This window comes from Shewanella halotolerans (genome assembly GCF_019457535.1).
GTDB lineage: Bacteria > Pseudomonadota > Gammaproteobacteria > Enterobacterales > Shewanellaceae > Shewanella > Shewanella halotolerans.
In genome coordinates this window covers 4,007,665-4,030,142 of record NZ_CP080417.1, presented here as the reverse complement: position 1 = coordinate 4,030,142, position 22,478 = coordinate 4,007,665, and the positions used below count along the sequence as shown (strand labels likewise).

Genomic DNA, 22,478 nt, shown 5'->3' with positions numbered 1-22,478 from the left:
TTTTGACAACTGCTACACTTTATCATTATTGCTCCTTGGTTAATTTTTAGTCGCACTGACACGACACTCACGGCGATCACCGACCAAGGGGGAGGAGGTTGCTATGTTGACTCAAGAGATGGCGTTGATCACCCGCGACGAACTACTTTTGCCCGACGGCAGAATAGAGATACGAGTGGCGGGGCCTAGCAGCTTGAAACTGATTGCCGAGGTGCTCAAGGGGCACTTCCCCCTGGCCTTTGCCATGTCACGGCCTCAGGCCAATCCCCCCTGTTACCCGCTGGCGACTCAGTGCGAGATCATAGATTTTAATCAGCTCGAAGACGATTGTTTAGGCCTGGTGCTGGAAGGCAAGCAGAGGGTGAAGATCTTCTCGGCGGCCAAGCGACGCGACGGTAACTGGATCGCCAGGACGCTCAGCTGTAACAATTGGCGTGAAGAACCCATCAAGGGCGAATTTGAGCTGATCAGTGCGGCATTAGAGCAGTTCTATCTGGTCAATCCCGCCTTGCAGGAGCTATATGCGGATCTGCACTTGGAAGATGCCACCTGGGTCAGCCAGCGTTGGCTCGAGGTGCTGCCCCTGTATAATCGTGACAAGCAGGTGCTGGTCAATCAGCCCGATTGTCACAAGACGATGGATTTTGTACTCGAACTGATCAAGTCCCACGCGGGGCAATAATTTGCTCTCATCCGGGCCGCAAATTTTGATACCATGGCCGCTCCTTCATCTTTAGGCCTTTCTGTCATGGTTCGCGCGGCTCAAGCCTCCTTCATCGTATTACCTCTAACCCATAATTCCCCGGCGAGTGTTTACGATTATTTCTGTCAGCGGTTCGATAATATTTCCGCAGATGTTTGGCGCGAACGCTTCATCCTGGGCAAGGTGCATTGGCAAGATGGTCAGCCGCTGGAACTTACCAGCGCCTATCGGCCTCAGCAGAAGGTGTACTACTACCGTGAGGTCGCCCATGAGGAGACGCCTCCCTTTAGTGAGTCGATTCTGTATCAAGATGAGCAGATAGTATTGGCCAACAAGCCCCATTTCATGGCTTTGCATCCGGGTGGTGAGGTGATCAATCAGTGTTTGATCAACCGGCTAAGGGAGCGCACCGGCTGTGAGACGCTGATCGCCGCCCATCGTCTTGATCGCGCCACCGCGGGCATCGTCCTGCTGGTCAAGCAGAGTGATCGCCGCGACGCCTACCATGGCCTGTTTCGCCATGGACAGATCACCAAGGAATATCAGGCCTTGGCGCGCCTTACCCCAGAGCTACTGGCTGAGTATCACGCCGGTAAACTTAGCCTGCCCAGACGCTGGACGGTGAAGAATCGCATCGATAAGGGCACGCCCAGCTTTACCATGCGCATCGTCGACGGCGAGGCCAACAGCCACTCGGAGATAGCCCTGGTGAGCGTCGAGGGAGAGATTGGTCGTTTCGAGCTGATGCCGATCACCGGCAAGACCCATCAGCTGCGCCTGCACATGAACAGCCTGGGGATGCCGATCCTTAACGATAATTTTTATCCGACTCTATTGCCCAGAAGCGCCGAGGATGTTGCCCAGCCGATGAAGCTGCTGGCGCGTCGTCTCGCCTTCACTGACCCAGTCACCGGTCGAAAGCTGGATATCTGTCTGCCGGAACTGTCTCTATAGATCTGTTGCTGACCGGGCCTAGCCCTTGCGAGACTTAGTCTTTGCGGGACTGGCGCGGCGGCAAAAACTCTGTGGTGCTCATGTCGCCATGGAGTACGGCGATCTTGGAGGGCGCCCCATCTTTGGCGAAGCTGACCAGGCCTATGCCGCTGGCGTTGATTAGCCGCTGACTGCGCATGCCGTTGGGGCGGCGGCCGCGAATCGACATGCGTTTGCGTTTGGTGAACCAGTTCAGCGGCGAGAAATGGCCATAGAGCCAGCCGTTAAACTTGTCGAACACGGGTAACAGCTTCTCGGGAAACTGATTCTTGATGCCGCTCGAGGTGATCTGATAGATCTGCGGCCCCTGAGTGCGAAAGCGGATCCCTATGTCATAGGCGAAGGAGTAGTGCACATCGCCAGAGAGGATCACAAACTGCTGCGGCGTCTTGCGGTGCAGGAAGATGCTCAGCAGGGTGTTGGCCGTGCCAGGGTGCGCCATCCAGTTTTCGGCGTCCACCAGGAGAGAGGCGCCGATAAAGGTGGCCGCTCGTTGTACCGCCTCGATCAGCTTGACGCCGAACATGGGCGCCGCCGAGACGATAATCACCTTCTCCTGTCCCACCAACTGCTGCTGAAATTCCATCAGGGCTTCCCAGTCCATCAGGCCAGAGGGCTTGGCCAGGTTGGATTCGCTGCGCCATCTCTGGGTGCGGGTGTCGAGCACCACCAACTTGGGCGAGGTATTGAGACTGTAGTGCCACTCGTCGAAGCCGAGCAGGGCGTCGATCAGCTCGTCATGCTGCGCTTCCTCACGATTGGTGAGAAACTGTTTGAGCTTAGGCAGAATCGCGGCACTAAACTTATCCTTCTGATTGCCCAGCCCCTGAAACACCAGATAGCCGATCAGCGCATTACCTATGATGCGTTTGGAGAAGGGGTGGCCATAGGCCGCCTGTTCCCATTTCGCCGTGAGGTTCCAGTCGTCTGTGATGTCGTGATCGTCGAAGATCATATAGGTCGGCAGATGTGCCAGCAGGCGTCTCACCTTGGTTAGCCCCGCCTTAAACTCGAGTAAGTGAACCCACTCCCTCTGCCATCTCTGCTGATTGGCGGGCGACAGGCCTGTTACCTCCTTGGGAATATCGATGAGCTGCCACAGCTCGGGCGACCAGGAGAGCAGATAGAGGGCGACGATTTCGGCCAGACTCACCAGGTGATTCTCGGCGATGGAGGAGGTGAAGATAGGGTGATTGATATACCAACGCACCAGGGCGCTGCCGGCCGGGTATTCGGTGCGCGGCAGCAGCTTCTTGTGCCTCTGGTACATGGCCGCCGGGTGGTAGCTTATCTGCTTGCTATGGGTGAGCGGCGCCTGTTGAAACTCTTCCTCATACAGGCCCAATATCTCTATGACTCTGCCGATGGCGTAAAGCATGGGGCCGGCAACATCATCGACATAGATCTGATCGCCGCTCAACATCATCAGCGCCGGACGCTCGGCCACATCCGGTCCATTCTCGAGCAGGGTATCGGCGGCGACCATGGCATCGCTGCTGTGATGATGGGCGTTGCGGCAGGAGCCGTGCAACAGGGTATCGATCTCTGGCTTGATCACCAAGTTTGGTGTCTGATTGTCGCCATAGGTCAGCTGCGCCAGCGACGCGAACAGGTCGCCGTGGTGGCTGTCGCTAAGGCCATAGGGAATGCTGGTGCCGAGAGAATTGAGCCCGGGCTTGCTCAGATAGATGAGGTAGAAGAAGGCGTGAGTACCTAGCTCCAGGCACTCGATGGCGCCATCGGCAAGCAGGTGTTGAGTCTCACCCAGGGTGAGGGTTAACTGCGACAGCGGCTCACTGGTCACCAACGTCAGGGTGAAATGGTCTGCGTCGCAATGACGCAGCATGGGGCCTGTCAGCAGCAGAGGCAGGGTCATGATCAGTCGGCGAGTTTACAGATCATCGGCTCGGCGCCATAGCCCCAGGTGATGCGCGCCTCACCCTGGTGCTCCCATAGCGACTCGTTGCGCCCCTGATAGCGACTACCGCTGCCACTGGGCTGGCTGTACATGAGCGAGACGCTATCGCTGAACTCGGCGATCAGGGTTCCTGGCTCGGTGGCAAAATAGCTCACCACCACCTCTTTGGCGGCTATGCCGTCGCACTGGTAGCTGACCTCGGCGCTGGGAGCGACGAGGCGATACCTGGCTTGCAGCTCGGCGATACGCACCTGGTAGTTGTCAAACGCGCACCTATGTTTGTCGTCACTCTTCCAACACTCGTCGCGCCCCTTTATCCAGCCTCTCTGTTCGGCTTTCAAGAGTGGTGGCTGTTCGTTGACGGCCTTGGCACTGGCGGCTTGGTAGACCTCGGCTAATTGGCGATCCAGCGCGGCAAGTTCGCTGTCTTGGCAGACCAGGATCTCTATGCTGGAGAGTTTGTCACTGCCACAGTCGAAGCTGGGCTGGTTGGCCGTGCGATTTTCTGGCTTATTTGGCGCCTGGCTCTCGGTTTGCTGCGCGCTTTGCACTGCAGAGGGCACTGTTGAAGAAGACTCGCTATTGGCTTGTGTGGCCTGCTGGCTGCAGGCTGGCAGCAGTATGCTGGCAATGGCGAGTATGGCTAATCTGTTCATGGTTAAGCTCCGAGCTAGGGCCTGATATCCTTGATAATTTAAGAGGATATCCTGTTGCGCCGAGCGCGGCAAATTCCCTTGGATTAAACTCGTTTAATGCTGTCGTCCGGTTGCAAGTCAGGTTTAGCCCGTTGCTGCTTGCTGCTATGATAAGTCGAGTGCTTGGCGCCTTGTCAAAGGCAATTCAGTAGGAGAGTAAACGTGAAGCTTCGCATCATACTCAATGGTAAGAAGGCCGGTGACGAGCTGCTGCGTCAGGCGATTGCCAGCGTGCGCGCCGATCATGAGATTCAGGTGAGGGTCACCTTCGAGGCCGGGGATGTAGCCCGGCTGGTGGATGAGGCTATCGCCGAGGGCTGTCAGCGTTTGGTGGCGGCAGGCGGAGATGGCACGCTCAACGAGCTGGTTAGCGCCCTGATGGATCATGACAAGGATAAGCGCTGCGAGCTGGCAATCTTGCCGCTGGGTACCGCCAACGACTTTGCCACAGCGGCCCGGGTGCCTGCTGATCTGGAGGCGGCGCTGATGCTGGCGGCCGGAGCTTCTGCCTATGATGTGGATGTGATCCGCGCTAACGACAGATATGTGGTGAATATTGCCAGTGGTGGTTTCGGCGCCCAGGTCACCGCCAATACGCCGCTGGCGCTGAAACACTTTCTCGGTGGCGGCGCCTATACCTTGTCCGGGCTGGTGCAGGCGCTCAATTTCAAGCCCTATGACGGCGAATTTACCATACATGGCGAGGCCAGCCAGCAGCAGTTGTTGGTGGGCGCCGTGTGTAATGGTCGTCAGGCCGGTGGTGGCCAGGTACTGGCGCCGGATGCCTATATCAACGACGGCCTGATGGACTTAGTCGCCCTACATCAGTTTCCCATCGAGGACTTGGCGCAGGTGATCGCCGAGTTGCAGTCGCCCAAGGCCGATAACCAGTATGTGAAGCATCATCGCGACACCCAGGCTAGCTGGCGCTCCAATCCGCCTATGCCCATTAATCTCGATGGCGAGCCCATCGCCGAGTCGCGGGTGGAGTTCGAGCTTCAGGCCGGGGCGATCGCCATGGTATTACCCGAAAATTGCCCCTTGCTGCAGCCGGGCAGCGAGCCTATTAACAGAGAAACCCATTAATGTTGAAGATAATGATAACCGGGGCCACCGGCCTGCTAGGGCGCGCTCTGGTTGAGCAATTTGCAAAGGAGCCGGTGACTTTACTGGCCTGCGGTTATTCGCGCGCGGGAGCCGATACCCATAGGCTGGATCTGACCGACGAGGGGGCGGTGAACCGATTTATCGAGACCCACAAACCCGAGGTGATTCTACACTGCGCGGCCGAGCGGCGACCGGACGTGTCCGAGCGCGACCCCGAGGCGGCAAAGGCCCTGAATCTGGCCGCGACCCGACGGCTGGCTCAGGCGGCTAAGGCTAATGGCGCCTGGCTCTGTTACATCTCCACAGATTATGTGTTCGATGGCACCTCGCCCGATTATGACGAAGAGGATCAGACGCATCCGCTCAATTTCTATGGCGAGACCAAGCGTGAGGGGGAGCTGGCACTGATTGATGTGTCCAGAGAGTTCGCCGTGCTGCGTCTGCCTATCCTCTATGGTCGGGTCGAGTCGCTGGATGAATCGGCGGTGTTGGTGATGCTCAAACAGCTGGTGAACCAGTCGCCCACTCAGCAGGATGATTGGGCGGTGCGCAGCCCAACCTCGACACTGGATATCGCCAACGCCCTGGTTAAGCTGGTGGCACGCCAACAAGAGGCGGGCGATGTGGCGGGTATCTATCATTTCACCGGCGTTGAACGCATGACCAAGTATCAGATGCTGCTTAAGATGGCCGAGATGTTAGGGCTGAGCAGCCAGCACATCTCGCCTCAGTCGAGCCCGAGCGACCTGGCCAAGCGGCCTAGAGATTGCAGTCTGAGTATGGCGCGCCTCAAATCTTTGGCAATAAAGAGTGAAATCGACTTCGAACAGGGCGTAAAATACAGCCTGTCCCGCTCGGGTGACGCTCTGGCGAAGATAGGATTAGTCTTTGAGCTCAAATAGGAAAGCAATGTGACGACTCTGAGTTATGGCCGCTACCGGGCCGCCGACCAACTGGCCTTGCTGCGCATCATGGCTTTGATGCTCAAACTCTGTCTTACCTTCCTGTTTGCCGACACCTTCGGCCTGTCGCTTCACAGCCCGGCGCTGAACCTGACCCTGATCCTCGAGGCCTTCTATTTAAGCTTCACCTTCTGGCTGAGAAAGCCCCTGCTCAGCAGCGAGTCTGGGCTGTTTATCGCCCTGGTGCTCGACACTTTGCTGTGGATCTCCTGGCTCTATTTCTCCGGCGGCGCCACCAACGCCTTCATCTCCCTGCTATTGCTGCCGATAGCGATCGCCGCCGTGCTGCTGCCCTTCTGGGCGCCCTGGTCTTTGGCCCTGCTGTCGAATCTGGCCTACAGCCTGATGCTGTTTACCATGCCGGAGAGCGCCATGAGTCATCACGGCATGGATATGCAGTCTCACTATCTGGGGATGTGGGTCAACTTCATCATCTCCTCCCTGGTGTTGACCACGAGTGTGGCCTTGCTGGCCAAACGCATGCGGCGCCAGGATGCTCAGCTTGCCTTTATGCGTGAGGCGCAGTTGCGTCAGGAGAAGTTGATCGCCCTGGGTACCGCCTCGGCGCAGATGGCTCATCGGCTGGCGACTCCACTGGCTAGCATGAGGTTGCTGGTGGATGAGTTGCAGGAGGAGGGCGATAGCCCTGCGCTGCAGGAGATGCAATCGGCGCTGGCGGTGTGCGAGTCCACCCTGACGGCGCTGCGCAGCGCCACCGAATCGATCCGCGAGGGGGCGCTGCGGCTTGAGTCCTGCGAGCAACTGCTGAGCGGCTTGAGTGAGCAGGTCAATCTGCTGATGCCGGCGGTGAAACTGTCGTTGGAGCCAGATGATGGCCTCGACAGGCTACAGTTGCGGGTCGATGCCAGCCTGCAGCCCGCCTTACTGGCGCTCATTGAGAATGGTGCCAGAGCCAGCCAGGAGGCGACGGGGGAGCAGAAGGTGAGCTTCTCCGCCCAGCGTCAGGGAAATGAACTGGTGCTTGGGGTGCGCGACTTCGGCCCGGGTATTCCTACGTCCTTGGTGCAGCAGCTCGGGCATCAGATAATCGAGGAGCCCAAGGGGATGGGGGTCGCCCTGTTGCTCAGCCATGCGAGCCTGGAGCGTCTGGGTGGGCGCTTGATCCTCGGCAGTCATGTGGATGGTGGCGCCGTGGCCCAGGTTTACCTGCCGATACAGGGGGCCGCATGAAGCGCTTATTGATCATCGAAGATGAGCTGAGTTTCGCCGGGATCCTGGCGCGGCGCATGGGCAAGCACGGCTTTGAGTGTGAAATGGCCCACGATGCCACTCAGGCGCTGCTCAAGGCGCGTCAGTTTAAGCCCAGCCATATTTTGTTGGACATGAAGCTGGCCGAAGACAATGGCTTGGCGCTGATCGCGCCGCTCAAGGGGGCCGTGCCCCAGGCCGTGTTGGTGCTGCTGACCGGCTATGCCAGCATAGCCACCGCCGTCGAGGCGATGCGTCTGGGGGCCGATAACTATCTGACCAAGCCCGCCGATACCGCGACCCTGCTGAGGGTGCTGGACGATAGGGCGCCCAAGGCGATCGCCTCCGAGGTGGATGAGGCGCCCCTGAGTCCCAAGCGGGTGGAGTGGGAACATCTGCAGCAGGTGCTGACCGCCAACAAGGGCAATGTGTCGGCGACGGCGCGGCAACTGGGAATGCATAGGCGAACCCTGCAGCGTAAGCTGCTCAAGAAGCCTCAAGATATCAGTCAATAAGCCCGTTAGATCATTGCTCTAGTGAGTAATTCATCTCATAATTTAATAAAAGATGTATTTATAATGTTTATTATTTGGGTTTGAATTGCTCTCCGTTGACCTCTATGCTCTAAGGCATGATTAGTTCACAGGCAGGTGTGTTTGACCTGAGGTCAAGACGCCAGGAAGGCGATTTCGTTATCCTCAAGAAAGGAAAGGCGATGTCGACAGAATCTTTGTACAGCAGTGAACGCTTTCTTCTCGATAATCCTATCGATCTCATCTCGCTCGATAAATGGCAGAAAACCGTTAATCTGCTGGCCCATGTGTTTAATGCGCCGGCCAGCTTCTTGGTGCAATACACCCCGCAGGGATTTCAGGTGACCATCGCCAGCAAGCAGGTCAGCAATCCCTATCCGTCTGGGGTGGTGATCCCGCCCGATACCAATATTTTTTGCCGGCGTATCGTCGAAACCCAGGCCGCGCTCTACGTCTCAGATGCCAAGATAGATCCCTGTTGGGACACCAATCCCGAGGTACAAAACGATGGCTTCTCCTCCTACCTTGGGGTGCCCGTGTTTTGGCCCGATGGCAGCTGTTTCGGCACCTTCTGCGTGATGGACTATGCCAAGACAGATTATCAGGCCAGCTATATCGAGCTGATCCACGAACTCAAGGAGATCCTTGAAGCGGATCTCGCCTTGCTGGATATCTACGACGAGCTCAAGCAGCTGGCGCATCTGGATGACCTGTGTCATATCAATAATCGCCGCGGATTTAATGGGTTAGCCAGGCAGCGAATGAAGCTGGCCCAGCGCAACGACAGCCGTCTGGCGATGCTCTATATCGATGTCGACAACTTTAAGGGGATCAATGACGGCCACGGCCACTCGGTGGGCGACGAGGTACTCAAGCTGCTGGCGGGGATCATCAAGCAGAGCGTACGGGGAGCTGATGTGGTGGGCCGTATCGGTGGCGATGAATTTGTGGTGTTGCTTATGTGTCAGAGCGATGAGGATGTGATTGCCACTGAGACGCGCATCATGCAGGGGTTGGATAATGCTATGCTCGACAGCCATCTGCCCGAGGTGACTGTGACCATAGGCCATAAGATAGTGGATCAGGATGCGCGACTGGATACCTTGCTGGCTCAGGCCGACGAAGATATGCTGCGCCGTAAACGTGACAAACAGGCGTTGTAGATAAAAAAAGCCCCGAGCGTGCAGGGTGCTCGGGGCCGGGAGCGCAGTGGAGGGTTCCCAAAAACGAGTTAACTTTTAGAAGCGATACTCTCCGGTGAGCCAGGCATTCATGCCAGTGCCCGGCATGCGTTGGCCCGGCGCCAGGTCGGTATTGAACACCCGGTTGTAGCCGCCGAGATGATCTTCATAGTCGGTATCGAACAGGTTGTTGACTCCAGCTTTAACCAGCCAGTTTTGTCTGTCGTAGGCCAGTACCAGGTTGACCAGGCCGTAGCCGGCGCTTGCCTGCTCGGATTGACTCTCTGAGACCTTGTCCTGAGCCGCCACCATCACCCCTTCGATGCGGGCAGACCAGTTGCCTTCTCTGAAGTTGAGCCCCAGATTCACCTTAGGTGGCGCTATGCGGTAGAGGTTGTCGTCGATGTCGCGGCGCTCACCGCTGACATAGCTGGCCAGGAGATCCAACTGCCACTGATCTGTGATCTCATAGCTGGCGTTAATATCCATCCCCAGTAGCTGGGCATCGACATTGGCGAATTCCATAGGATCTTGGCTGCCCATCATGTTGGCGGCCATGATCACCGCGGGATCGGTAGACTTCACCCCCTGGATATAGTCGTCGATGCGATGCAGGAAGATTCGTGGGCTGATGTTTAGTCCCTGGCGGTTGAAGTCGGCGCCCAGCTCCAGCTGATAGGCCGTCTCCAGATCCAGATCCATCTTGCCCACATAGGTGCGACCGTCGGCGAGTCCACCGGTCGATTGCATAGGGATCCACAGGTATCTCTGCTGATAGCTGGCGCTGTCCTGTTTGCGGGCTAGCCCGAGTATCCAGGTTAGCTCCTCATTGACCCGATAACGGCCGTTGATCACCAAATCCAGCCCCGTTTGAACCTGGGTGCGATCCGCCTGGTTATATCTGTCCATCAACACCTTGATGGCAGGCATGGCGCCAGCCATTGAGTGGCTGACCTCATCGGCATCGGTGCGGTAGTGTTTCACCCTGGCGCCGAGCTGCCAATGCCACTGGTCGATCTCCTGTTGCCATTGGGCGAAGGCGCTGTAGGTGTCGTCTTGCACCTTGTTGAAGTTGTCGACCCTGAACATGGGTTTGGTGGGATCTGTGATCAGCGAGTTGTGTTCACTCAGCTGGCTGTCGAGGCCAAACAGCCAGGCATCTCTGCCCAGTGTCAGCGCCATATCATAGCTCTGGCTCTCGGCGTTGTTGTAACGGGCGTTGGCACTCTCGGGCTTCTGACGTTCGCTGAAGTTGTCCATGCCGTGTCTGGCATCGCTATGGGCCAGATGCCAGTTGAGATCCCAGGTATCGAGCCTGTGCTCACCTTCGAGTTTCACCCTGTCGGTACGGATGAAGTCGATATCCATAGGCAACGCCGGGGTGCCCGCCTCTGTGGTTTCCAGGTGTTGGTAGCCGATGGCGATGGACTCATCGTCCAGCCCCTTGTCGCTGAGGTTGAAGCGGTATTGGCCGCCGATGATCTGCTTGTCGTAGCCTGTGGGAGAGAGGCGAAGATCGTCGCCGGATTTCATATCCTCATCCCCATGCATGAGGTCGCCATAGACCAGCAGGGCGTGGGTCTTGCCACCCACATTGACCTTGGCCCCCAGATGGCTCTGGCCGCCATTGCCTTGATACTGGGCGGCGATGCGACCCTGAGTATCGTTAAAGCTGGCCTGGAACTCGATCACCTTGATGCTGCCACCCACTGTGTTAGTGCCGGCCGAGACAGGGGCTATGCCGCGGTGCATCTCGATGCGCTCGCTGTTGATCAGGCTGGCATAGCTCAGCGGCGTGTCCATGGCATTGGGGCCTGCGCCGGCGAGGGAGACACCATTGACCTGAGTGTTGACTCTGTCGCCGAACAGGCCGCGATATTGGGCTATGCCGGTCAGCGGGCCGTTACCGTTGACGGCCGTGCCCGGTAGCTGGGTTAGCAGGCCGCTGATGTCGCTGACGGGGGCCTGGGCTTCTGGGGTCACAGAGGTATAGCTACCCTGATGGGCACCATGGACTTCGATGATCTCGAAGGCGGCTTCTTGAGCCTGGGCAAAGGGTAGAGTCAGCAAGGCTGTGCCGATTGAGAGCGTAAGGAAAGAGAGACGCAGCGCCATAATCTTGTAGTTCTTAGGTAGTTAGGTGGCGGCATTGTGGCAGCCCTGTTTAGGCCTGACAAAGGCAAACTCAGATAGTGCGACAAGGTGTCGCACCCGGTGCGTGCCTGAGTGGTTTGGCATCTAATTCTTGGCTTTTAGGCTCACCAGAGGAGGATATTCAAACAAGTGTTTGCTTTATCAATCGGGCGAGAGGCGTTGATTTTGATGGTCTGAAGATTAATTTTTTTAAGGATACGAGTCGCTTGGTTTATGGTTTTTAAAAGATTGAATACAGAGTTCAGTTTGTAAAGTTCTTTATAATTAATGGTTTGTGATCTATCGGTTTTTGCGTGCAGCTTTTGTTGGTTTATTTGTATGACCAATAAAATTCATTGACATCAATGGTTTTCAGTCATTTAATCAAATTTAAGTGTTTGATAAATTAAACGCGGCGGGCGTTTTGTTGTGCTCTCAAATGCTTAATTAGGGCTGGGTGAATTACCGGCGGGTGAAGATGAATTGGGTATTGATTATGGAACACGAAACAAACACAGCACACAGGGTTACCGAGACTGAATCTGATCATGGCGCCATGACACGTCGTCAATGGCTGCAGGAGATGTTGGCGGGCAACGAGACAGATCTTAAAGATGAAGAGCCAGATTGCTATATCCTGGGGTATAACTGATCGCCAGCGGTAACCGCGGCCAAATAGGCCTTGTCTTGATATAAGAGAGTTAACCTTTTAGGTTAGGCATGACTTAACAAATAAGGATATTTTGACATGCAACTCTCTTGTCATTGTGGGCTGGTACAACTGACCCTGGCGACGCCTCCAGAAACGCTTACCTCTTGCAACTGCTCCATCTGCAGCCGCTATGCCGCCCTGTGGGGCTATTTTGATCCCAAGGAGGTCAGCCTTAACGAGCAGGCTACGTCCGGCCAGGAGGAGAGTGCGTCTGTGGGGTATAGCCATGGGGATAAGTATCTGGTCTTCTACCACTGCAAGCGCTGTGGCTGCGTGACCCATACGCTGACGACGGACAAGGTGAGCGAGCCCAGGATAGCGCTGAATTTCAGGATGGCGCCAGAGGCGCTGCGCGAGAACATTCAGATCCGCCACTTCGATGGTGCCGATACCTGGCAGTACCTGGATTAATGGCGCCTAGATTAAAATCGCTGGGATTAAAGTGTCTCGATTTTATTGGTTAAACTAAGCCATGTCGGCATAGGGCATCTGTTCTAACTTTTCAGCCCTATGCCTAAATCCATCTCGAAAGAGTGATTAGTCGACGGCGATCATCACATTGCTTGCCTTGATGATGGCATAGGCTTCGCCCCCCACCACCAGACCCAGCTGTTCACATGATTTCTTGGTGACCACAGAGGTGATCTCAACGCCTGGGGCTAGCTCGATCACCACTTCGTTGTTTACCGAACCTTCTTCGATTGCCTTGATCTTACCTGTGAGGTTGTTGCGTGCGCTAATTTTCATACTAATTTATCTTCCTGTTAAATAATGAAAAAGCCATGGTAACCCTTAGTGTAAATTGGGGATACTCAGATATAGATATTTGTGAAGCCTATTGGGGTTTAGCCTGAGCGACATGCCGACGTTCGCCGATCAAGCCTATGATTTGTGGCATCAGTGAGGCGGCGATCATGGCCAACATCAGCAGGTACTGATGCGGCGTAAAGGATTCGCCCAGTAGTACCATGCCCGAGACGATACCCGCCACTGGGTTTGCGATGCCGCCAAAGGTAAAGTCCACCACGCTCATGCGCTGCAACAGCCAGACATACATGATATAGCCCAGTACGGTATTGAGCAGGATGATCCAGCCGATGCCGATAAAGTTGTTTGGGCTGAGTTGGCTAAGCGCATTGCCATAGCCTTGTGGTGCCAGCCAGGCATGCACGCTTGCCGCTACACTCAGCAGCACGCCGCCGATGATCTGCTGCCAGGTCAATACCGTCCACCAATGCATGCGATCCCCAAGGGCCTTAGTGATGCCGCTACCGACTATGATGCAGCTGATGGCAGCCAACATGGCGAGTAGGCCTATGGGGTTGAGGCTGATGGAGTTGGGGTTAAACAGTAGCCAGGCCAGGCCGATCAGCACCAGGCCGAAGAAGCCCTGGGTCAGGCCGGGGCGACGACCATGAAACAGCCACTGGTAGAGCATGGCAAATACAGGCACAGAGATCATACCGACGCCTGAGATGGCCGAGGGCAGGGTGAGGGCCATGACGAAGATCAGGCTGAAGAAGGCGGCGATATTGATAAAGCCTAGGCGAAACAGCAGGCTCCACTCCTGACGCTTTGGCAGGCTGGGTCTGATCGCCAGCAGGATAAGGCCCGCCGGCAGCGCTCGCAAGGCCCCAAGCAACAGGGGAGGCCAATCTGGCAGCGTATATTGGGTCACCGCGTAGGTGGTGCCCCAGAAGAAGGCGGGGATCATGGCTAGCAGTACATTCATATTTATCTCAATAAAAAGTATCTTTATGTGAAGATATAAGTCTGCACCTTTTGATTCTGCTTGTAAAGTATCTCAGGATTAATTATCTTTGCCTGAAGATAAATGCCTATGGTCATTCAATACCTCTATGAGTCGCGACCATTGTGCCTGTCATCACTATATGTGTTCACGGAGAGCAGATGAACTCAAATCACCTCGATGGCGTCGATCGCCTAAGGGCCCAATGGGCCAAGGAGAAGCCGCAACTGGATACTCTGCCTATGGCGATCCTCGGCCGCATGATGCGGATCTATAAACATCTGGAGACAGAGGTTAGCGCCTGTCACAAGCAGTTTGGCATCAGCATGGGGGAGTTCGATGTGCTGGCGACCCTGCGTCGCTCGGGGGAGCCCTATCGCCTGACGCCCTCGGATCTGCTGGCGGCCATGATGCTCACCTCGGGTGCCATGACCAATCGTGTCGATGGCCTGGAGAAGAAGGGGCTGGTGTCCCGCAGCCATTGTCAGGAAGACAGGCGTAGCGTCAGCGTCGGCCTGACCGAGGCGGGGCTCGCGTTAATCGATGAGGCGATCGAGGCCCATGTGGCGGCCCAGCAGGCTTTGACCAGTCAACTGTCGTTAGATGAGAAACAGCAGCTGGATGCGCTGTTTAAACATTGGCTGCAGGCATTCGAGTCTTAACTTTATCCTTCTTCTGTCGGTAGAGGCCAACCTGAATCTGCCGACTTTTTCACCGTCTGGCTTTCTCATTTCTGTAAACTTATCATTACAAATGGCAAAGCTTGCTGGGGCTTTCCCGGTCACTTTGACAGCCTGAACCTCGCCGCCTATTGTCCTTTTAACCCCGCCGTCCCGTCTGGGATAGCGAGGTTTTTTGTCAGTTTTTTCACCCCGTTTCTCGCCTGAAACCATCGGATTTTCTCGGCTAATTTAGTCAATTTGAAATTTCTTGAGCGACTTGACCAAAGTCAATTTCAATCTGCGTCAAAGGCATAGTCTTAACCGCAACAAGGTAATAACACCTTCATCACAGTGGCTCTGGCAGTTTGAACCCCTTTGGTGAAATGCGCTAACAACGGAGTATTTTATGGAAAAGCAATCTTCTACCCCAGCAGTGAATGTCGATCAGCAACGTCGTAGCTTCTTGAGTGGTTCAGTCGGTTTGGGCCTGGTGGGTGCGGGTATGGCGGCCGGCTTGGTATCAAGCAGTGCCTCGGCCACCACACAGACCAAGTCAGACCGTATGGCAAACTACAAGGCGGATCAGCTGGAGCGTGTTACTCAAGAGTTGGTGCCACCACCAATGGTGCCTAAGCATGATCAGGTCGCCAAGGGTAAGCCTAAGGTGGTGCAGGTGAAGCTGGTGATAGAAGAGAAGCAGGTAGAACTGGAAAACGGCACCAAGGCCTGGGTCTGCGCCTTCAACGGTAGCGTGCCTGGCCCGCTCATCGTCTGTCATCAACATGACTTCGTCGAGCTGACTCTGGTGAACCCCGCCAGCAATGCCCTGGCCCACAACATTGACCTGCATGCGGCCACGGGCGCCCTGGGCGGCGGCGAGCTGACTTTAGTATCTCCCGGCCAGGAGGTGACCTTCCGCTTCAAGGCGACCAAGGCCGGCACCTTCGTGTATCACTGTGCGCCGGGCGGGGTGATGATCCCTTGGCACGTAGCCATGGGCATGCACGGCGCCATCATGGTGCTACCTCGTGACGGCCTGAAAGATGCCGAAGGCAAGCCAGTTAAATATGACAAGGCCTACTACATTGGTGAGGCCGACTTCTATGTGCCAAAGGATGCCAAGGGTAAATACAAGGCCTATGACACCGTGATGGGCAGCATGAATGAGGTGCTGGAGGTGATGAAGACGCTTACCCCATCTCACGTGGTGTTCAACGGCGCCGTGGGTGCCCTGACAGGTAAGAACGCCATGACCGCCAAGGTGGGTGAGTCAGTGCTCTTTATCCACTCTCAGGCCAACCGGGATTCCCGTCCGCATATCATCGGCGGACACGGTGACTATGTCTGGCCAGCGGGTTCTTTTACCGACGCGCCACAGACCAACCTGGAAACCTGGATGCTAGCCGGGGGCAGTGCCTGCGCCGCTATGTACAACTTCCGTCAGCCTGGTCTATATGCCTATGTGAACCACAATCTGATCGAGGCGATCATCAAGGGCGCCGCGGCGCACATTAAGGTCGACGGCGAGTGGGATGACAACCTGATGGTGCAGATCAAGAAGCCATCTAACATCACCACTGCCTAAGGTCTAAGGGCTTAGGCAAAAAGGGCTCGGGTCTAGGTGAGGCTCGAGCCATTTATCGTCACGACTTGGGGAGATGCAGATGCAAAGGTTACTCCTGATGGGATTGCTGATGATGCTGGCAGTCGTCGTTATGACCCGCAGCGCAGCGGCTGCCGAGGTGGACTATGGCCTGGAGGCAAATGTCTATCTCTGGTACGCCAATTTGGATATGGGCCAGGCCGACAAGCGCTTGGCGCCAGAGAGGGATCTTGTGGACTATGCCGAGTATGCCGGTAGCCTGCCGAGCCAAGGCGCCCATCACCTCATGTCCATCACCCCTATCGCTCGCAGTCAGGAAAGTGTCGAGGTCGAGGTGGAGACAGAGTTTCAGCTGGCCTCGCCAACCGAAGGCGAGAGTGAGGTGAGGGGGCAATATGTGGTGCAACGCCTGAGCTTGGATAGTTTGGGATTGGTGCGCAGCAGTGTCACCCTGGTCAACGAGTATGATGATTTCACTTCCCGTTATCGCCCCGCTGCCGAGATCAATCTGGTTCGCGCGGCGCTCTATCGCTGGACCGAGTCGCTAGACAGGCTGGATGACGTGACTCTGCTCGGTCTGTTAGCTAAGGATGCAAGCTTTACCGGCCCCGAAGATGCTAGCCAGACCCCGAGTCAGTATCTCGCCTACCTGCACAGCCTGAATCACAGCGACAGTCGGCGGGTGATCAAGAACTACAGCCTGACGCCCGAGGCAGGGCAATACCGTTTGAGTTTCGAGTATCAGTGGACGGCCACCAACAGCGAGGGCGAGGTCGAGCTGGCGCGAGTCGGCGTAACTATGCTGCTCACCGTGACGCCAGATGGGGCTAAGGTGCAGCTGTACCGTGCCGAGTACCTGCCGCCGGTAACCGATCTCGGCGCCGAGGTGCGTTGTTAGCAGAGAAGGAATTGACTATGACACGAGTTAACCAAGGTAAGTTTCATCTGGCCCTGAGCCTCTGTGTGCTGCTTATGGGCAGCCTGATGAGCGCTGCTTGCATGGCGAACATGCCGATCCTCAAGGGGATAGGTGGCGATTTTAGCCTGCGCAGTAGCAAGGGGGGCGAGGTTCGTCTATCGGACTTTAACGACAAGGTGGTGATGATGTTTTTCGGTTACACCAACTGCGCCGACATCTGCCCAACCACCATGGCCCACATCAGCCAGCTGATGAATCAGTTGCCGAGTGAGACCCGAGATCGCATTCAGGTGCTCTTTATCAGCATCGACAGCGATTACGACACGCCCAAGCACCTGAACAAATACCTCAGCTACTTCGACCCCAGCTTTATCGGCTTGGTGGATGAGCGGGAGAAGATAGATGAGGTCGCCGCGTTATTTAAGGCCGACTACACCAAGTTGGCCGAAGAGAAGGTGACTACTGAGTATAAGAAGCTGAGCCTGGAAGATAGCAAGGCGCCTAAGCGTCAGGGGTATCTCTATTCCCATACCGCCAAGATCTTCGTGCTCGATGGCAAACAGCGGGTGCGCGGTTTCTTCTACACAGGCACCCCTATAGACGAGATGCGTCAACAGATCGAGAGTCTGCTCTAATCATGAAAAAAGGAAATTATATGAAAGGTCGTTTCTGCTTATTTGTGTTGCTTTGTAGCTGTTTCGGTGCCGCCCAGGCCAGCGAGCTGATGGTGCACGACGCCTGGATCCGCGGCATGCCGCCCACCTCTCGTGTAGTGCCCGTCTACCTGTCGCTGCATAATCCCAGCGACAAACCACTGGTCCTGAAGGCCATCAGCAGTCCTCGCGGCGTGGTCGAGCTGCACCAGACCCTGATGGAGAATGAGGTGATGCGCATGCAAGGAGTGGAGGCGATACAGATCCCGCCCCATGGCATGGTGAAATTGGCGCCCGGTGGCTATCACGGCATGATGTCGGACTTTAAGACTGGCGTGCCGGCTTTGGGTGAAGAGGTGGCGTTGACGCTTACCCTGGCGGATGGCGAGACCCTGTCGGTGACGGCCAAAGTCACGGCCCAGGGAGAGGCTCACGACCACAGCATGCATCACTAATTTAGCTTCACGCGCTTTTTGAATTTGATTCATCTTTAATACCTGTTCATTATGATCTAGATCACGACTTGTTATCAGGTTGTGATTTAGATTAACGGAGCAACAGGACTAAGGAAGGCGCGATGATAACAGATCCACAGATTAAGGCCTGCATTCACCAACACCACCTGTTTTCGGCACTGGGCGAAGAGGAGCTGTGTCGCCTGCTGGGGCAAGCCGCCAAGATCACCCTGGCCGCCCACGAAAATTTGTTCTATCAGGGCGATCTGGCCAAGCGATTCTACCTGGTGATTCAGGGGCATCTGCAACTCTATCGCACCAGCCTGCAGGGGCAGGACAAGGTGATAGAGGTAGTACGCGAGGGGCGCACCTTCGCCGAGGCGCTGATGTTTAGTCGCCAGGCCTCCTATCCTGTGTCGGCCCAGGCCGTATCCCACTGCACTCTGGTCAGCTTCGACAGCGAAGGTTACCTCGCCATGCTCAGGGGCAATCCCGATGCCTGCATCGCCATCATGGCGGAGATGAGTGTCAGATTACGCAAGGATATCAATGAGGTAGAGCTGCTATCTGTGCAGAATGCCCAGTCGCGCCTGCTGCTTTTTCTGCTGCGCAACATGCAGAAGATCGGCGACAACCAGGGGCGGGTCGAGTTGGATATTCCTAAACGTGTGTTGGCGTCGCGCCTGTCGATTCAGCCGGAAACCTTTTCCCGCCTGATGAAGAAGATGGTGACCGAAGGGATCATCGGCGAGTCTCGTGGTGCCATAGACATTAAAGATCTCGGTAAGCTCTATACCAGCGCCAACATGCCACTTGCCAATCAGGCAATGCAGACCAACGAGCCGCTCATTCGCTCGGGTAAGGCGCCCTGTCAGCAGATTGCTATTGAGATGGTGTAGCCTGAGCCTGTTTTAGCCGTCGCTCTGCCGTACAGCAGCGATCCCTGCCGGTTTCCTTGGCGCGGTACATCGCCTTGTCGGCCAGCGCCAATAGGCTGTCCGGTGTATCGCCTGTTGCCGTAGTGACTATGCCGAAGCTGGCGCTGATGGGGACTAGGCTGCCCTGCCAGTTGAGGCTGGATTGTCTCAGGGCCTGCTGCAATTTCTGGGCGATGATCTCCGCCACCTCGCCATCTGTGCCGGGTAACACCAGCAGAAACTCCTCGCCGCCGAGTCGGCAGAAGATGTCCATGGCGCGGGTGACCTTACCTATCTGCTGCGCCGTCTTAACTAGCACGGCGTCCCCGGCAGAATGACCAAACTTGTCATTTATTTGTTTGAAGAAATCCAGATCGAACAGGATCAGGCTATAGGCCTGTCCATCCCTGAGCCAACGCTGATGCAGCTGCTCAAGTTGCTGCTGCATGGCGCGCCGGTTCCATAGCCCTGTGAGATAGTCCCTGTCTGCCTGTTGGCGCATCTTCTGCACCAGGCGGGTGAGGGCGTTGCCCATCATGATCACGTTGATCCATAAGGTCATGACCACATACAGCCATAACATGGGGATGGCGTCGGCGCTCTGAATGCTGGCCAGATGGGATTTTAGAGTAGGCTCGATGAGCAGTAATAGCGCCCTGAGGCCGAAAATGACGCCCATCAGGGCGATGGGGCTCAAGAGGATCACTGCGATGGGGCGTTTGACCGTGTGTTCCAGGGCGACCAGATTGTCCTTGGCCATCAGCAAGAAGGTGCTGGCGGCCATGAAGGAGAAGAAGATGCCCAGGGTATCGCTGGCTGCTATGCTGGGTGGCTGAGTTAGCATCAAGAGCCCGGTCAGGAGCAGTAAGGCGACATCTATTTTGATGCTGCTTGGCAGGCGAAACAGGCGTTGGGTGCCGCTACGAAGCAGCACGAAACCGAGTAACAGCAGCATGTCTGCCCCCAACCAGTAGAGATAGCTCGGCGTCTGATCTCTGAGGGTGGTGAGGAGCACTCCCATTAAGATCAACAGGTTGGCAAGGGAGAAATAGGTGCTGGCGCGGGGAGCGATGCGCAGCGGGTAGGCCATCAGGCCCCAGGCAAGGGTAGAGGTACTGGCGAGCAGGCAGATAAATAGCACCAAGAGCTCGGCAATGGGGTCAATATTCATAAGCGATCTTTTTATTTTTTTACACTATAAAGCAGCCGTGGCGTCGAGTGAAACTGTTTGTTACTAAATTGTTATGTTCGTCTTGTCCGTCAGCGGGCTAGCGCTTATCAGGTTTCGCGGCGCTGGGTGACTCGGTCTGGCCTTAATTGTTGGGTCTCAGCCGTGCTTAACTTAAGTTTAGTCAGCGCTCAGATAGTCGCGTTCGAAGGTCTGCGCATCCACAGGCCTGCCATAGAGATAACCCTGACCGAAGTCGCACTCCTCCTGGCGGATAAAGGCATCCTGCGCCTGGGTCTCTACTCCTTCTGCGATCACGTTGAGTGTCAGCTTCTTGCCCATGGCGATGATCGCCCGGGTTAGCTCTCTGTCCTGCTCGTTCTTCTCCAGATTCGTGATGAAGCAGCGATCTATCTTAAGGGTGTCGAAGGAGTATTTTTGCAGGTAGCTCAGGGAGGAGTAGCCGGTGCCGAAGTCGTCGAGGGAGATCCTCACCCCCAGGGCCTGCAACTGGCCTATGATATGCTGCGCCAGCTGCTCATCTTGCAGCAGCACGCCTTCGGTGATCTCCATTTCCAGGGCGGAGGCCGGCAGGCGGTAGAGACTTAAGAGGTTGGCAATATAGTCGGCAAAATCGGCATCGCGAAACTGTAGCGGCGAGATGTTGATTGCCACCCTAAACGGCCTGTTGGGATCTTGGCTGCGCCACTTGGCGGCCTGTTCGATGGCGGTATGCAGCACGAAGTTACCTATGGCGATGATCTGACCATTGTGCTCAGCCAGGCTGATAAATTGATCCGGCGGCACATTACCGAGCTGTGGACTGTGCCAGCGGAGCAGGGCCTCGGCACCGATAACCCGCTTGTGTTGCAGGCTAAACAGCGGCTGGTAATGCAGGCTTAGCTCCTGATGCTTGAGGGCGTCTACCAGGTGTGATTCCAGCAGGCAGCGGCGCTCGATATTGGTTTGAGTATGCTTGTTGAAGAAGCTATAGGGCGTGGCCTCGGCCTTGCTGATGCTCATGGCGGCGCCGGCTTTCTGCATCAGCTCAGAGGCCTCCTGGGCGTCCGTCGGTGCGACCGCGACCCCAATGCAGCAGGGAATATTGATGCTGAACTCTGCCAGGGCGAAGGGAATATTGGCGGTCTGTATTATGCTGTCGATCAGGGGAAGCTCCAGGGGATTCTTGCCCCTGTGGGCGATGACGAACTCGGCGCCGGCGATGCGGGCAAACAGGGTATCCTTATCCAGGATGCGCTTGATGCGCTGGCTGAAGAGTTGCAGCACCTTGTCGCCGACCACGTAACCATAGCTCTCGTTGATCGACTTGAAGTTGCGTAGGCCAAAGTAGATCACATAGGTAGACAGCTCATCGGGTTGGCTGAGTTGCTGTGAGAGCTGATTCACGAACCCCAGTCGATTGGCAAGGCCGGTTAATGGGTCATGATCCTTATGAAATTGCAGCGAACTCTCGATAACGGTACGTTGCTCGATCTCGTTCAATAGTTTCTTGTTGAGCCTGGTGAGTTCCTGGGTACGTTGCTGCACCTTGGTCTCTAAGACTTGGTTGAGATGGAAGAGTTTGGCGCTCTGATACAGGCTGGCGAGATTGGCATTGATGGCGTTTTGAAACCGCGCCAGCAGATGGCGAAAGGTGCGGCCGTAGTCCCTCTCCTTGTTGTCCAGCATGCACAGGGTGCCGAAGGGCTGGCCGTTGGGCCAGGTGAGTGGCAGACCACAGTAGGCAATCATCCCCAGCTTGATATCGGGATTGCGATCCCACTCCTTATCTTTTAAGGCGTTGGGCACGACCAGCTCTGCCTGGCGCTTGATCACTGTCTCGCAGTAGAGACCATGGCCCAGGCTCTCGGTGTCATGGCGTTTATAGGGATTATCTGGATGATGGCTGCTGGTGAAGACAGAGATATCCTTTTCCGTCACCCGCATGATCAGGATGGCCGGGGTGTCGACGATTTCCGATAGGAGATCTAAGGTTTGCTGCCAGCCGTTAAACATCTCATCCGGCACCGCAAGCTGGGCCGTGTTGACTTGAGTCTGGCTGAAGAGCGGGTCTTGCTCCAGCAATGAGAGAGCGTCTTGATAGGGCTTCATAGGGGATCCTGAAAAGCGCGTGTGCCATCCGTTTAACTAACTATAACCTAAAGATTTCATCCCTGTCTTTCGCTGTTTTGTTGTTTTTTTAAT

At 56.0% G+C, this 22,478-nt stretch carries 22 protein-coding genes; 15 read left to right on the top strand and 7 right to left on the bottom strand.

Translation table 11 applies throughout. The features are described 5' to 3' along the window. The first annotated feature begins 103 nt into the window (after positions 1-103). The gene (locus K0H81_RS17430) at positions 104-682 is read left to right on the top strand and encodes an LON peptidase substrate-binding domain-containing protein (protein ID WP_011867145.1); all 579 of its coding nucleotides are present in this window, start codon (positions 104-106) and stop codon (positions 680-682) included. Positions 683-748: 66 nt separating this feature from the next. Further along, the gene (locus K0H81_RS17425) at positions 749-1,657 is read left to right on the top strand and encodes a pseudouridine synthase (RefSeq protein ID WP_258406327.1); all 909 of its coding nucleotides are present in this window, start codon (positions 749-751) and stop codon (positions 1,655-1,657) included. Positions 1,658-1,691: 34 nt separating this feature from the next. Here the strand turns inward: K0H81_RS17425 and K0H81_RS17420 are convergent, their stop codons facing one another. Then, complete coding sequence (locus K0H81_RS17420) at positions 1,692-3,542, bottom strand: alkaline phosphatase D family protein (RefSeq protein ID WP_220060887.1); 1,851 nt, start codon at positions 3,540-3,542, stop codon at positions 1,692-1,694. A 32-nt stretch (positions 3,543-3,574) separates the two neighbouring features. Beyond that, on the bottom strand, positions 3,575-4,270 hold the full coding sequence (locus tag K0H81_RS17415; protein WP_220059149.1) for an MliC family protein: 696 nt from the start codon (positions 4,268-4,270) through the stop codon (positions 3,575-3,577). A 201-nt stretch (positions 4,271-4,471) separates the two neighbouring features. Here K0H81_RS17415 and yegS point away from each other — a divergent pair, with 201 nt between their 5' ends. From yegS to K0H81_RS17390, 5 genes are all read left to right on the top strand, one after another. After that, positions 4,472-5,395: a lipid kinase YegS gene (gene yegS, locus K0H81_RS17410; RefSeq protein WP_220059148.1), complete on the top strand. Its 924-nt coding sequence runs from the start codon at positions 4,472-4,474 to the stop codon at positions 5,393-5,395. Next, entirely contained in the window at positions 5,395-6,318 is a 924-nt protein-coding gene (locus K0H81_RS17405) for a dTDP-4-dehydrorhamnose reductase family protein (RefSeq protein WP_220059147.1), read from the top strand. The genes yegS and K0H81_RS17405 overlap by 1 nt, the downstream gene beginning before the upstream one ends. 69 nt (positions 6,319-6,387) lie before the next feature. Then, positions 6,388-7,569, top strand: coding sequence for a sensor histidine kinase (locus K0H81_RS17400; RefSeq protein WP_258406471.1), 1,182 nt, complete (start codon positions 6,388-6,390; stop codon positions 7,567-7,569). Then, the gene (locus K0H81_RS17395) at positions 7,566-8,102 is read left to right on the top strand and encodes a response regulator transcription factor (RefSeq protein WP_220059145.1); all 537 of its coding nucleotides are present in this window, start codon (positions 7,566-7,568) and stop codon (positions 8,100-8,102) included. Before K0H81_RS17400 ends, K0H81_RS17395 begins: the two co-directional genes overlap by 4 nt. A gap of 200 nt (positions 8,103-8,302) precedes the next feature. Further along, positions 8,303-9,283 carry a sensor domain-containing diguanylate cyclase gene (locus K0H81_RS17390; protein ID WP_220059144.1) on the top strand — a complete coding sequence of 327 codons (981 nt, stop codon included), beginning with the start codon at positions 8,303-8,305 and terminating at the stop codon, positions 9,281-9,283. Positions 9,284-9,358: 75 nt separating this feature from the next. Here the strand turns inward: K0H81_RS17390 and K0H81_RS17385 are convergent, their stop codons facing one another. Then, the gene (locus K0H81_RS17385) at positions 9,359-11,416 is read right to left on the bottom strand and encodes a TonB-dependent receptor (RefSeq protein ID WP_220059143.1); all 2,058 of its coding nucleotides are present in this window, start codon (positions 11,414-11,416) and stop codon (positions 9,359-9,361) included. A gap of 514 nt (positions 11,417-11,930) precedes the next feature. Here K0H81_RS17385 and K0H81_RS17380 point away from each other — a divergent pair. After that, positions 11,931-12,086: a hypothetical protein gene (locus K0H81_RS17380; protein ID WP_190272400.1), complete on the top strand. Its 156-nt coding sequence runs from the start codon at positions 11,931-11,933 to the stop codon at positions 12,084-12,086. 96 nt (positions 12,087-12,182) lie between these two features. Continuing rightward, positions 12,183-12,557, top strand: a complete 375-nt coding sequence (locus tag K0H81_RS17375; RefSeq protein ID WP_220059142.1) for a GFA family protein — start codon at positions 12,183-12,185, stop codon at positions 12,555-12,557. Positions 12,558-12,683: 126 nt separating this feature from the next. On the opposite strand, the gene K0H81_RS17370 is transcribed toward K0H81_RS17375, so the two are convergent. Both K0H81_RS17370 and K0H81_RS17365 read right to left on the bottom strand, forming a co-directional pair. Next, complete coding sequence (locus tag K0H81_RS17370; protein WP_144202655.1) at positions 12,684-12,893, bottom strand: TOBE domain-containing protein; 210 nt, start codon at positions 12,891-12,893, stop codon at positions 12,684-12,686. 88 nt (positions 12,894-12,981) lie between these two features. Beyond that, positions 12,982-13,878 carry a DMT family transporter gene (locus K0H81_RS17365; protein WP_220059141.1) on the bottom strand — a complete coding sequence of 299 codons (897 nt, stop codon included), beginning with the start codon at positions 13,876-13,878 and terminating at the stop codon, positions 12,982-12,984. 179 nt (positions 13,879-14,057) lie between these two features. Here K0H81_RS17365 and K0H81_RS17360 point away from each other — a divergent pair, with 179 nt between their 5' ends. The 6 genes from K0H81_RS17360 to K0H81_RS17335 all read left to right on the top strand — a co-directional run bounded on the left by K0H81_RS17360 (position 14,058) and on the right by K0H81_RS17335 (position 19,087). After that, a complete protein-coding gene (locus K0H81_RS17360) occupies positions 14,058-14,558 on the top strand; it encodes a MarR family winged helix-turn-helix transcriptional regulator (RefSeq protein WP_220059140.1) in 501 nt (166 codons plus the stop codon). A 406-nt stretch (positions 14,559-14,964) separates the two neighbouring features. Beyond that, positions 14,965-16,143: a copper-containing nitrite reductase gene (gene nirK / locus K0H81_RS17355; RefSeq protein WP_144202660.1), complete on the top strand. Its 1,179-nt coding sequence runs from the start codon at positions 14,965-14,967 to the stop codon at positions 16,141-16,143. Positions 16,144-16,222: 79 nt separating this feature from the next. Next, on the top strand, positions 16,223-17,059 hold the full coding sequence (locus K0H81_RS17350) for a hypothetical protein (protein WP_220059139.1): 837 nt from the start codon (positions 16,223-16,225) through the stop codon (positions 17,057-17,059). Between the two features lie 17 nt (positions 17,060-17,076). Next, complete coding sequence (locus K0H81_RS17345; RefSeq protein WP_220059138.1) at positions 17,077-17,715, top strand: SCO family protein; 639 nt, start codon at positions 17,077-17,079, stop codon at positions 17,713-17,715. Positions 17,716-17,735: 20 nt separating this feature from the next. Further along, complete coding sequence (locus K0H81_RS17340) at positions 17,736-18,188, top strand: copper chaperone PCu(A)C (RefSeq protein ID WP_144202666.1); 453 nt, start codon at positions 17,736-17,738, stop codon at positions 18,186-18,188. Positions 18,189-18,310: 122 nt separating this feature from the next. Further along, entirely contained in the window at positions 18,311-19,087 is a 777-nt protein-coding gene (locus K0H81_RS17335; protein WP_220059137.1) for a Crp/Fnr family transcriptional regulator, read from the top strand. Here K0H81_RS17335 and K0H81_RS17330 read toward each other — a convergent pair. Both K0H81_RS17330 and K0H81_RS17325 read right to left on the bottom strand, forming a co-directional pair. Next, complete coding sequence (locus tag K0H81_RS17330) at positions 19,071-20,276, bottom strand: GGDEF domain-containing protein (protein ID WP_220059136.1); 1,206 nt, start codon at positions 20,274-20,276, stop codon at positions 19,071-19,073. The genes K0H81_RS17335 and K0H81_RS17330 overlap by 17 nt on opposite strands. A gap of 177 nt (positions 20,277-20,453) precedes the next feature. Next, entirely contained in the window at positions 20,454-22,385 is a 1,932-nt protein-coding gene (locus K0H81_RS17325; protein WP_220059135.1) for a bifunctional diguanylate cyclase/phosphodiesterase, read from the bottom strand. Between the last annotated feature and the right edge of the window lie 93 nt (positions 22,386-22,478).